This window comes from Kitasatospora mediocidica KCTC 9733 (genome assembly GCF_000744225.1).
Lineage (GTDB): Bacteria > Actinomycetota > Actinomycetes > Streptomycetales > Streptomycetaceae > Kitasatospora > Kitasatospora mediocidica.
This window is the reverse complement of sequence record NZ_JQLN01000001.1, coordinates 814,668-826,137: the sequence shown is the minus strand read 5'-3', so window position 1 is coordinate 826,137 and position 11,470 is coordinate 814,668. Positions and strand designations below refer to the sequence as shown.

Genomic DNA, 11,470 nt, shown 5'->3' with positions numbered 1-11,470 from the left:
CGGGCATCGCCTGCCTCCACTGGTCGTTGGCTGAATGGCCCCGACCGGACGCCGGACCCTACCCCGATCTACGGGCAGCGTCCTGACCAGGGTTCACTCACTCGGCCTCGGCCTTGGCCAGGTGCGCGGTCTGCACCTGGACCGTGCGGCGCCGGGTGATGTGCAGGCCGCGACCGGCCGGGAACTGGCGCGGCTTGACGTTGCCGAACAGGTAGCCCTCGCTCGGCGGGCAGGAGAGCAGCACCGCAGGGGTGTTGACCTCCTGGAGCTTGCGCAGCAGCGGGTCGGACATCGCCCGCCCGATGCCGTTGGCGCCACGCGCCACGATCAGGTGCAGGCCCAACTCGGCGCCCTGCGCCAGGTAGTCGAAGAGCGCGGCGAACGGATGGGCGGCGCCGGAGCCGGCCACCAGGTCGTAGTCGTCGACCACGATGAAGAGTTCGGGGCCCTGCCACCAGTCCCGCAGCTTCAGCTGCGCGGGCGAGATGTCCGCGCCCGGCACCCGGTTCTGCATCGCGCGCGCCGCGCCGTCCACGATCTGCCGCAGCACCTCCACCCCGACCGCGTACCCCAGCCGGTAGGCCTCGGGGACCGCCTCGTAGAGCTCGCGGCGGTAGTCGACCAGCATGATCCTGGCCTCCTCCGGGGTGTACGCGCTGGTGACGGCCGCGGTGGCCAGGCGCAGCAGGTTGGTCTTGCCGCTCTCGCTGTCGCCCACCACCAGCAGGTGCGGGGACTCCTCGAAGTCGTGCCAGAGCGGCGCGAGCGCGGTGTCCTCCAGACCGATCGGGATCCGCAGCCGCCCCTCGGGCGCGGGCAGCGTCGCGGCGTCCAGCATCAGTGGGAGCATCCGGACCTCGGGAGCGCGCGGGCCGGTCCAGTGGTCGGCGATCGCGTCCACGAGGTCCGCGACGCCCTCGCCGAGGTCCTCGGTGCTGCCGGAGCCGTCCATCCGGGGCAGGGCGGTCAGGAAGTGCAGCTGGTCGTCGGTCAGGCCCCGGCCGGGGAGCTTGGGCACCTTGGCGGCGGCCCGCATGTTGATCATCGAGTCGACCGGGTCGCCCAGGCGAAGTTCGAAGCGGGTGCCGAGCAGGTCGCGCAGCGCGCCGGTGATCTCGCCCCAGCGGGTGGTGCCGATGATCAGGTGGATGCCGTAGTTGAGGCCGCGCTGGGCGATCAGGGTCAGGATCGGCGGGAGGTCGGCGAACTCCTGGCGGACGGTGTTCCAGCCGTCGATCACCAGGAAGACGTCGCCGTGTGGGTCGTCGGCCAGTTCACCGGCCGCCCGGCGGCGGCGGAACGCGTCGATCGAGTCGATCCCCAGCTCGGCGAAGCGCTGCTCGCGCCGGGTGAGGATGCCGTTGACCTCCGCGATGGTGCGCAGCACCCGCTCGGGGTCGTGCCGTCCGGTGATCCCGCCGATGTGCGGCAGGCCGCGCAGCGCGGAGAGCGCGCCACCGCCGAAGTCCAGGCAGTAGAACTGCACTTCGCTCGGCGTGTGGGTGAGCGCCAGGCCGGTGATCAGGGTGCGCAGCAGGGTGCTCTTGCCGCTCTGCGGGCCGCCCGCGATGCCGACGTGGCCGCCGGCGGCCGAGAGGTCGGCGAGCAGCAGGTCGCGCTGCTGGTGGAACGGGCGGTCGACCACGCCGACCGGGACGCTGAGCGTGCCGCGGTCCGCGCTGCCTTCGGTGGTCAGGCCGCGCTGCGGGTGCGGGGCCAGCGGCGGCAGCAGCTCGTCCAGGGTCGGCGGCACGCCCAGCGGCGGGAGCCAGACCCGGTAGGCGGGCGGGCCGACGTCGTAGAGCTTGCTCGCCGCGATCTCCAGCAGCGAGCCGCTCTCCTCGACGGCCGGCTCCTCCTCGACGACGACCGGGCGGTGCCGGGGCAGCACGTACTCGGTGCCGTACGGGACGACCTGGCCGGCGATCGCGGCCTGCTGGGCCGGACGGCGGCGCGGGCGGTAGGGGCCGGAGACGTACGCGGCCTTGAAGCGGGTGAGGGTGGAGGTGTCGCTGCGCAGGAAGCCGTTGCCGGGCTGTGAGGGCAGCTGGTAGGCGTCCGGGACGCCGAGCACACCGCGGCTCTCCATCGCGGAGAAGGTGCGCAGGCCGATCCGGTAGGAGAGGTGCGACTCCAGGGCGTTCATCCGGCCTTCGTCCAGCCGCTGCGAGGCCAGCAGCAGGTGCACGCCCAGCGACCGGCCGAGCCGGCCGATCATCACGAACAGTTCCATGAAGTCCCGGTGGGCGGAGAGCAGTTCGCTGAACTCGTCGACCACCACGAACAGGGTCGGCAGTGGCTCCAGCGGCGTCCCGGCGGCCCGCGCGCTCTCGTACTCCAGGAGCGAGGAGTAGTTGCCGGCGGAGCGCAACAGCTCCTGGCGGCGGACCAGTTCACCGTGCAGGGTGTCGCGCATCCGGTCCACCAGGGCGGCCTCGTCGGCCAGGTTGGTGATCACCGCGGAGGTGTGCGGCAGGGCGTCCAGACCGAGGAAGGTCGCGCCGCCCTTGAAGTCGACCAGGACGAAGTTGAGCACCTCGGAGGAGTGCGTGATCGCCAGCGCCAGCACCAGGGTGCGGAGCAGTTCGGACTTGCCGGAGCCGGTCGCGCCGATCAGCATGCCGTGCGGGCCCATGCCGCCCTGCGCGGACTCCTTGATGTCCAGGTCGACCGGCTTGCCGTCGGCGCCCAGGCCCAGCGGGACCCGCAGCTTGTTGTGCTGGGTGCGCTCGGACCAGTGCTGCGCCACGTCGTGCTGGTGCAGGTCGCGGATGCCCAACAGCGCGGTCAGGTCGAAGTCCGTGGCCAGCGGCTCGCCGGCCTCCACCGAGTCGCCGATCCGGTAGGGCGCCATCAGCGCGGCCGTCCGGGTGGCGGCGGTCAGCGCGAGGGCGTCGGGGCGGCCGAGGTCGGTGATCTCGTCCTTGCGGTTGCGGTCGGCGCCGACCATGGTGAGGCGGCCCTGCGCGATCCGCAGCCGCAGGGTGACCCGGGAGGGCTTCCACTCCAGGGCCTCGCCCAGGTCGACCAGGATGGCGTTGCGGTAGCCGGCCAGCGCCGGGCGGGCGATGCCCTGGGCGCCGGGGCCGTCCAGCACGACGACTGTGAACGGCTCGTCCCGGTTGGGGACGGCGTCCGGCTCGAACGGCGGCCGGGCGGCGAACTCCTCGCCGATCAGCTGCTCCGCCTCGGCCAGCGTGCTCGCCACCAGGCGCAGCGCGCCCGCGCCGTCGGTCTCGGTCGGGTGCAGGGCGTGCGGCAGCCACTTCGCCCACTCCCAGGAGGCCCGCCGCGCGCCGTCCGCCACCACGGCGATCCGCAGTTCGTCCGGGGCGTGGAAGAGCGCCAGGGAGGCCAGCATCGCGCGGACCATCGCGCGGGCCTGCTCGGGATCCTCCTCGCAGCGGACCAGCAGGTGCGCGAAGCCGCGCAGGTGGATCGCGATCGGCTGGTCGTCGAGCGTGCCGTAGGCGTGGATGAAGCGGCGCAGCGCGTGCGCGCAGAGCGGCTCCAGGTCCTCCACCGGCTTGGTCGCCAGTGGTGCCAGCCGGGTGGCCAGGCGCTGCTGGCCGGTGCCGATCCGCACGTCGCTGAAGTCCGGGTGCGAGGAGCGCCGCTCCCACAGCCGTGAGGTGCGCACCAGCGCGGACAGCTCGCCCGGGGACGGGTGCCGCCAGGCCAGCGCCTCCTGCTGGCGGACCACCGTCTTGCGGGCCTGCTTGCGCATCTGCGAGAGGTAGCGCAGGTAGTCCCGGCGCTCGGCGCGCAGTTGCTGCTTGCGGTCGCTGGAGCCGCGGATCAGCTGGGTGACCAGCATGCCCACCGACGACAGCGCCATCATGCCGATCCCGATGTAGGACATCGCGCCGCCGCCGCCGCCGTCCGGGCGCAGGAACATGAAGACCATCGAGAGCGAGCCCAGCGCCATCGGCGCCATGCTGATCACACTCGCCATACCGCTCTGCGACTCCGGCAGGACGGGGGGTTCCTGCAGTTGCATCTCCCCGTCCGGCATCTCCGGCCCGGGGCGCCGGGGCGTGCGGTTGACCAGGACCACGCTCAAGGGAAGGCTCCTCACTCCTCGACGGCCGCGACACCGCCGTCCAACCGGAGGACGGTTCGCCGGGGGCGCGGGGTTCAGCTCGCGCCGGGGTGAACTCTTCGGCGGGCCGCGCCCGTACAGCCGGGTGGGGCGGCGATTCGCGCCCCGTTCAGGACATCAGCCGGCTGGGAGAGTGAGGACGCGTGCACACCAGTGCCGTCGCGGGGTTGTGCCGCTTGAGGTTCCATGCGCCGGGATCGGCCTTCGAACTGGCGGTTCCGGCCGATGTGCCGCTGGCCGACCTGCTCCCCGCCGTGATCGGCTACGCCGGACCCGAGTTGGACGAACAGGGTCTCGACCACGGCGGCTGGGTGTTGCAGAACCTCGGCGGCGACCCGCTGGACGAGGAGCTCACCGCCGACGCGCTCGGCCTGCGCGACGGCGACGAGCTCTACCTACGCCCGCGCCGGGCCGCCCTGCCGCCGGTGCACTTCGACGACATGGTGGACGGCGTCGCCACCGGCATGCAGGAGCGCGGCGACTCCTGGCGGCCGGTGCTGACCCACCATCTGGCCGTCGGGCTGAGCCTGTTGGCGCTGCTCGGCGGCGTCGCGCTGCTCGCGCTGCCCGGCTCCGCGCAGTTGCGCGAGCTGGCGGCCGCCGTGACCGGGTTGTTGCTGCTGCTCGGCGCCTTCAGCGCGTCGCGGGCGATGGGTGACGCGGGGGCCGGCACCGCGCTGGCCGCCACGGCCGTCCCGTACTTCGCGCTGGCGGGCGTGCTGCTGCCGACCGGCCCGGCGGGCGCCGAGCTGACCGGGGCGCGGCTGCTGGCCGGAGCCTCGGCGGCGGCGGGCGCCGCGGTGCTGGGCCTGGCGGCGGTGGCCTGCTCGGCGCCGCTCTTCCTCGGGCTCGGGGTGTTCGCGCTGCTGGGCGTGCTGGCCGGGGCGCTCGCGCTGGCCGGGCTGTCGGCCGAGCAGTCGGCGGCCGCGGTGGCGGTGGTGGTGGTGCTGTTCGGCACGTTCGTGCCGTCCGTCGCGTTCCGCCTGTCGGGGCTGCGGCTGCCCGCACTGCCGCGCAACGCCGACGAGTTGCAGGAGGACATCGAGCCCTTCGAGGCCACCGGTGTGCTGGACCGCAGCCGGCTGGCGGACGGGTATCTGACGGCCTTCTACCTGACGTTCGGCGCGGCCTGCGCCGGTGCGCTGACGCTGGTCGCCTTCGGGTCGGGATGGCCCGCGATCGCGCTGGCGGGCTCGCTGAGCGTGCTGCTCCTGCTGCACAGCCGGGCGATCGGCAGCATCCCGCAGCGGCTCGCGGTGCTGGTGCCCGGCGCGTACGGGGTGACGCTGCTGGCCGTCCGGCTGACGCTGGGCCAGCCCACCGGCGGCCGGCTGCTGACGCTGGCCGGGCTGCTCGCCCTCGCCACCGTGCTGCTGGTGGTCGCCTGGACCGTGCCCGGGCGCCGGCTGCTGCCGTACTGGGGACGGGCCGCCGACCTGCTGCACACCCTGTCGGCGATCGCGCTGCTGCCGCTGAGCCTGCTGGTGGTCGGCGTCTACCACACGCTGCGGGCCATGAACGGCTGAGCGGCCGGCTGATCCGACCGACGACCCAGGAACCCCAGGAGGAAACGGATGCAGTCCCGACGCGACCAGGTGCAGGCGCACCTGTTCGTGATGAGCAGGCTCGCCTCCGGCATGTTGCGGGCCGAGCCCGACGCGCCGGACACCCCCGTCGGCCGCACCACCCGTGGTGCGGTGACCGGGCTGGCGGTGGCGGTGATGATCGGTCTGGGGACCGCCGTCTACGGGCTGATGGTGCCCGGCGGCAACACCGGCTGGGCGAAGCCCGGCACCCTGGTGGTGGTCAACGAGACCGGCGCGCGCTACCTCTACGTGGGCGGCGTGCTGCACCCCGTCCTGAACGAGAGCAGCGCCAAGCTGCTGGCCGGTGACCAGATGACGGTCGACCAGGTCGGGCAGGCCTCGCTCAGCGGCGTCGCGCGCGGCGGCTCGCTCGGCATCCTCGGCGCCCCCGACGGGCTGCCGCCGGCCGCCCAACTGCGCGGCGCCGCCTGGCTGGCCTGCGGCACGCTGCAGCCCACCGCGGCCGGGGCGACGGCGCCGAACCTGAGCCTGCTGGTGGGCCCCGCCGCGGAGGGGACCGCACTGACGGACGGCCAGGCCGCGTTGGTGGGTGCGCCGGACGGCTCGGTCCACCTCCTGTGGCACGGCCAGCGGCTGCGCGCCGACACCGCCAACGGCGCACTGGACGCGCTCGGGTACGGGAGCACGGCGCCGTTCCCGGTGACCGCCGCGTTCCTGAACGCGCTGCCCGCCGGGCCCGACCTCACCTCCCCGGACATCCCCGGACGCGGCTCGGCCGGCCCGGCGCTGGCCGGCCGCCCCAGCCGGGTCGGCCAGCTCTTCGAGGCGCCCGGCGGCGCGCCCTACGTCCTCGCTACGAGCGGCCTGGTGCCGCTCACCGCCACGCAGTTCGAGCTGCTGCGCGGCGACCGGCGCACCCAGCGGTACGCGTACGACGGCGCGGCGACGGCGCCCGCGGCGATCGGACCCGACGACCTGGCCGCGCACACCGCGCCCGGCGCGGGCTTCGCGAGCACGCTGCCGGCCACGCCGCCGGCGCTGGTGGCGCCCGGTCAGGGCCACGCCGTCTGCGCCGACCTGCACGTGGGCGCGGGCGCGCCGGCCACGTCCGTGACCGTGCTGGACGCCGCCGCGGCGGCGGGCCAGCCGCCGGCCGTCCAGCCGGGCGTGCCGACGAGCTGCACGGCCGCCGACCGGATCGCGGTGCGCCCCGGCGGCGGTGCGCTGGTGCGCGCGCTCTCGGGCGCGGGCGCCGGGGCGACCGACTACCTGGTGACCGACGGCGGGGTGAAGTACCCGCTGCCGTCCGCCGCGGTGGTCAAACAGCTCGGCTACGCGGGCGTCGCGGCGGTGGCGGTCCCCGAGGGGCTGCTCACCCTGCTGCCCAGCGGCCCGAGCCTGGACCCGGCGGCGCTGGCGGGCGGCGGGGTGGCGGCGCCGCAACCGGTCGCGAAGACGGCCTGCTGAGGCTGAACCCGGCGGCGCGGCGGGCCCGTTGAACCAGATGACGCGAGTACGGGCCCGCGACGTGCGGCCCGGCGGACCGAGGAGGGAGCACCGGTGTCCACACCAGTGTTGAACAAGGACGACGCGGCGATCCAGAGCGCCCTGACGGGCCTGGACACGAAGATCTCGGAGATGATGACCTCCGCCCTGACGGTCGAGCGGATCAACGCCGAGATCAACGCCGGCTACATCTCGGGCGCGAGCGCCAAGTTCCAGCAGAACATCGAGGACTGGATCTCGCGCTACAAGGTGGTCATGAACGCCTTCGAGAAGCTCATGGAGAGCACCTCCGGGGCCAACCAGGTCCTCAACCAGGCCGAGGAAGAGGCCGGGCTGATCGGCGGCAACTGGGGCGCCTCGGACCCCGTCTTCAAAGCGCTCAGCGGCAGCTGACGGCGCACGGACCGAAAGGAACCACATCCATGGCAGACCTGACACTTCATCACGAAACCGTTGACCAGGCCGTCCAGGAGCTCCAGGCGGCGGGCAACACGATGAAGAGCGACCTCGACCACCTGGTCCAGGTGCTGACCCCGCTGCAGGAGCACTTCCAGGGCGCTGCGGCGACGGCGTTCACCGAGTTCCTCGCGGCGGTGAACCAGAACGAGCAGCAGATGACCGACGACATCGCCGCCGCCGCGGCGTGCCTCGACAGCATGCACCAGACCATGACGCACGCCGACAACCAGGCAGCGGCCGGCTACTCGCACTGAGTGGGCGAGCGGATGCGTGAAAGGAGGCGGTACGGATGGGCAGCGGCACCATCTCGATGACCGACAAGGGTCTCAAGGACTTCTCCGTGACCCTGGAGGACTTCCGGAGCAAGATCGCCGACCAGATCAAGCTGCTCAGCAGCGACGTCCTGCTGACCGGAAGCAGCAGCAGTGTCATCACCGAGGTCCCGAATCTGGCCACCGCGTACAAGGAGTTCTGCGACGACCTCGTCACGGCTCTTCGCACGACGGACTCGACACTGGGCAAGATCTGGATGGACCTGCAGATGGCCAGCGCGAGGCTGAACAACGCCGACGCCGAACTCACCGCGGCACAGATGAGCACCCTGCTGCAGGAGGTGCTGGGCGGCGTGACGCCCGCGCCGCAGCCTCCGCCCGTCTGAGCCGGCGCGGGGTGGGGCGCCCTACCGGCGCGCCTCACCCCGCGCCGTCTCGTCGTCCCCTCACCCCGTCCCCTTACCGAACAAGTTCACCGGGAGTCAGTTGTGGCAGGGCCGTACCTCTGGGAGGACATCCTCAGGACGTTCGCCGGGCCGAAGGGCGGTGATGCCGTCATCAGCCGCGATGACGTCGCCGGCCTGAAGAGCCCGATCTGGCTGGGCACCCCGTCCATCGTCACCTCGTACACCGAGAACGCGAACTACACCTTCGACCTCTGGGCCGAGTGGACGTTCAAGGTGGGCGTCTCGGACTGCAGCACGGTCGTCGGTATCGACCTGCCCTGGCACACCCAGTGGGATGCCCCGGACGGTTCCCCCGCGACGCCGTGGGCCAACTTCTGCAACGCGGAGGGCACGATCGTCAGCCCGCTCCTGGAGACCTGGCCGGTGGGGAACGGGACCGTCGACGGCCAGAGCTTCATCAACGCGGCCGCCCTGATGGACCAGACGGACAGTTGGCTGAACGACGCGATCGCGGCGGCGGACGGATGGGCCACCACGGTCGACGGGGACGACACCGACTTCCAGGGCAGCGCGGCGGGTCGGCTCAAGGAGGCCCTGATCGGCGTGAAGGGGGAGTTCCAGCAGCTGTATCTCCAGGTGGGCCCGGACTACGTGAAGGGGACCGCCGGGACGATTTCCCAGGCACTCACCACGGCCGGCACCGATCTCAACACGACCCTCGCGGCGCTGGGGACCGCCGCCAACAGCTGGAAGGGACACGTCGCAACCGCCGCGATCGACATGCACGGTTGGAAGATCCAGCCGCCGACTCTGCAGTCCCATGCGTCGCCGTACCCCGCCCTGCTGGAGGCGTTCCAGTCGATGATCTCGAAGCTCACGCTGACGCCCAGCAGCAGCAAAGCCTATAGCACGAACGGGACGTTCTCGGGCGGGATCGCCCCTGACAACAACGAAGCCTTCATGGCGGCGATGGACCGACAGGCCAAGGACAAGTGGCTCGCCCACGTGGTCAGTGACCTCGACGGGCCCGCCAACATCGCTGTGACGACCTCGGCCACCTCCCTGACCGCGGGCTACGGCGCCGCCTACCGGCTGCTGCCCAAGCTCATCCAGCCCACCATGATCCTGCCGACCGATCCGCCGGTCGATCCCCCCGGTGCGGGCGGGCCCAAGGACGGCGGTGCGGGCGGCCCGAAGGACGGCGGTACGGGCGGCGGGCCGCCGCCACCGAAGACGAAGGACGCCACCCCGCCGCCCCCGCCCAAGGTGAGCACGCCGGGACCACCCAAGGTCGGCGGTGGTGGCATCGGCGGCGGTGGTGCCGGCGGGCCCGGCAGTCAGGTTCCGCTGCTGGGCAAGGACGGCAAGCAGCTGGTCGACAAGAACGGCAAGCCCGAGTTCGTACCGGCGGGCACCACGGTCAACGACAAGGGCGAGTTGATCGGGCCCGACGGCAAGCCGTTGTTGGGAGCGGACGGGAAGCCGCGGTACGTGCCGGTGGGCACCACGGTCGGCAAGGCGACGCTGTCCCCGACCGGCCCGGTGCTCAGGCTCCCGGTCGGCTCGAAGCTGAACGCGGACGGGACGGTGACCGGCCCGGACGGCAAGCCGCTGCTGGACTCGAACGGCAATCCGGTGGTGCTCGCCAAGGGCGACACCATCCGCCCGGACGGCAGCGTCGTCGATGCGAACGGCAAACCGGTCTCCGAGATGGACCAGCTGCTGAGCGACGAGGAGCACGCCTTCGCCGCGCCGGCCGGCGGCCTGCAGACCGGCGGCGGTGGCGGTACGGGGTACACCGGCCCGCCGATCACCGTGGGCGGGCTGAGCGGCATGGGCGGGCTGGGGTCGTTCGGCGGTGGGTCGTTCGGCGGCTCGTCCGGCAGCTCGTCCGGCGGTTCCGGCTCCGAGCTGCTGTCGACCGGTGGCGGTTCGTCGGCTCTGGGGCCGACGTTCGGTGTCGGCGGCCGGGTCGCGAGCGGCGAGCCCGGCAACGGTGCGCTGTCCATGGAGTCGGCGACCGGTCCCGCCGCCGAGGAGCAGGCCGCGGCCGCCGAGAAGGCCGCCGCCGCGAGCGCCGCCGAGGAGGCCGAGCTGACCGGGCGCTCGGTGGCCACCACCGGTGGCGCGGGCGGCTCGATGATGCCCCCGATGGGTGGCGCCGGCATGGGCGGCGCGGGTGCGCAGGGGCAGGGCGGGCAGGACCGTCAGCGCACCACCTGGCTGGCCGAGGACGAGGAGGTCTGGGGCACCGAGTCCGGCGCGGTGAGCGGTGTGATCGGCCGCTGAGAACGTGTGTGCGCAGGTCGTCACGCCGGGAGCCGAACCTCCGGGGCCCGTCCGCCCGTAGAGGGAAGTGACGACCTGTACGCCGATCCGCCGCGGGCCCTGCTGCCAGGGCCCGCGCCGGATCGCAGACACACTGGAGGTGCCCGCGATGACGACCCCGTTCGCGGAGCAGATCGAGCAGGCGATGGCCGCCTTGCAGGAACAGCAGACCAAGATGGCCGAGGTGGCCAGGGAACTCGCCGCGGCCACCGCCTCGGTGACCTCCAAGGACCGCATGGTCACCGCGAAGGTGGGCGCGCAGGGTCAGGTGCTCGCGCTGACCTTCCACACCACCGCCTACCGTTCGATGGCCCCCGCCCAGCTGTCCGCCGTCCTCACCGACGTGCTGAACGAGGCGCGCGCCGACATCGGCGACCGGGTCGCGGAGTCGATGGGCTCGTTCCGCGGGATCGGCGAGGCGCTGCGGACCTCGATGACCGGTGGCACCGAACTGGACGAGCTGCTGGCTCCGTTGCGTTCGATGCGCCCCGGCTTCGACGAGGAGGAGGAGCGGCGCAAGCGCACCCGGCAGGAGGAGTTCCGTGGCTGAGAAGCTGGTGGCGCTGGCGGACCTCAAGAACGCCTTCTCCCACTTCGGTGCCATGTCGGACACCGTCGACCGGATGCTCAAGAACACCGACCAGATCAACCTTTACAACAAGGGCGCGGCCGGCACCGACGAGATCGGTCAGACGTACCACAGCCAGGTCGACAAGCCGACCGCCGACCTGACCTCCCTGCTCAAGCAGGTCCGCGACACCGTGGACAACCTCGGTCAGCAGGGTCAGAACACCTCCGACCTCCTCCACAACGCCGATGAGAACGCGAAGAACCAGGCCTAGCCAGGTT

General features: G+C 72.6%; 9 protein-coding genes. 8 read left to right on the top strand and 1 reads right to left on the bottom strand.

Going from position 1 to position 11,470, the window contains the following annotated elements; all coding sequences use genetic code 11:
- Nucleotides 1-97: 97 nt before the first annotated feature.
- Nucleotides 98-4,063 carry a type VII secretion protein EccC gene (locus tag BS80_RS03330; protein ID WP_035792382.1) on the bottom strand — a complete coding sequence of 1,322 codons (3,966 nt, stop codon included), beginning with the start codon at nucleotides 4,061-4,063 and terminating at the stop codon, nucleotides 98-100.
- 215 nt (nucleotides 4,064-4,278) lie between these two features.
- On the opposite strand from BS80_RS03330, the gene eccD reads away from it, so the two are divergent.
- The 8 genes from eccD (at nucleotide 4,279) to BS80_RS03290 (ending at nucleotide 11,463) form a co-directional block, all read left to right on the top strand.
- The gene (eccD, locus tag BS80_RS03325) at nucleotides 4,279-5,628 is read left to right on the top strand and encodes a type VII secretion integral membrane protein EccD (protein ID WP_232246327.1); all 1,350 of its coding nucleotides are present in this window, start codon (nucleotides 4,279-4,281) and stop codon (nucleotides 5,626-5,628) included.
- A gap of 48 nt (nucleotides 5,629-5,676) precedes the next feature.
- Nucleotides 5,677-7,116, top strand: coding sequence for a type VII secretion protein EccB (eccB, locus tag BS80_RS03320; RefSeq protein ID WP_035792378.1), 1,440 nt, complete (start codon nucleotides 5,677-5,679; stop codon nucleotides 7,114-7,116).
- A 93-nt stretch (nucleotides 7,117-7,209) separates the two neighbouring features.
- Complete coding sequence (locus tag BS80_RS03315) at nucleotides 7,210-7,548, top strand: hypothetical protein (protein WP_157535819.1); 339 nt, start codon at nucleotides 7,210-7,212, stop codon at nucleotides 7,546-7,548.
- Nucleotides 7,549-7,577: 29 nt separating this feature from the next.
- Nucleotides 7,578-7,868, top strand: coding sequence for a WXG100 family type VII secretion target (locus tag BS80_RS03310; protein ID WP_035792372.1), 291 nt, complete (start codon nucleotides 7,578-7,580; stop codon nucleotides 7,866-7,868).
- 35 nt (nucleotides 7,869-7,903) lie between these two features.
- On the top strand, nucleotides 7,904-8,272 hold the full coding sequence (locus tag BS80_RS03305) for a hypothetical protein (protein ID WP_035792369.1): 369 nt from the start codon (nucleotides 7,904-7,906) through the stop codon (nucleotides 8,270-8,272).
- Between the two features lie 102 nt (nucleotides 8,273-8,374).
- A complete protein-coding gene (locus BS80_RS03300) occupies nucleotides 8,375-10,582 on the top strand; it encodes a hypothetical protein (RefSeq protein ID WP_035792366.1) in 2,208 nt (735 codons plus the stop codon).
- A 148-nt stretch (nucleotides 10,583-10,730) separates the two neighbouring features.
- Nucleotides 10,731-11,171, top strand: coding sequence for a YbaB/EbfC family nucleoid-associated protein (locus BS80_RS03295; protein WP_035792363.1), 441 nt, complete (start codon nucleotides 10,731-10,733; stop codon nucleotides 11,169-11,171).
- Complete coding sequence (locus BS80_RS03290) at nucleotides 11,164-11,463, top strand: hypothetical protein (protein ID WP_035792361.1); 300 nt, start codon at nucleotides 11,164-11,166, stop codon at nucleotides 11,461-11,463. Before BS80_RS03295 ends, BS80_RS03290 begins: the two co-directional genes overlap by 8 nt.
- Nucleotides 11,464-11,470: the final 7 nt, after the last annotated feature.

What these genes read in the sequence shown, in the direction of transcription:
- eccB (WP_035792378.1), top strand. Translation starts at nt 5,677, where the DNA reads ATGCAGTCCCGACGCGACCAGGTGCAGGCGCACCTGTTCGTGATGAGC.
- BS80_RS03310 (WP_035792372.1), top strand. Translation starts at nt 7,578, where the DNA reads ATGGCAGACCTGACACTTCATCACGAAACCGTTGACCAGGCCGTCCAG.
- BS80_RS03305 (WP_035792369.1), top strand. Translation starts at nt 7,904, where the DNA reads ATGGGCAGCGGCACCATCTCGATGACCGACAAGGGTCTCAAGGACTTC.
- BS80_RS03295 (WP_035792363.1), top strand. Translation starts at nt 10,731, where the DNA reads ATGACGACCCCGTTCGCGGAGCAGATCGAGCAGGCGATGGCCGCCTTG.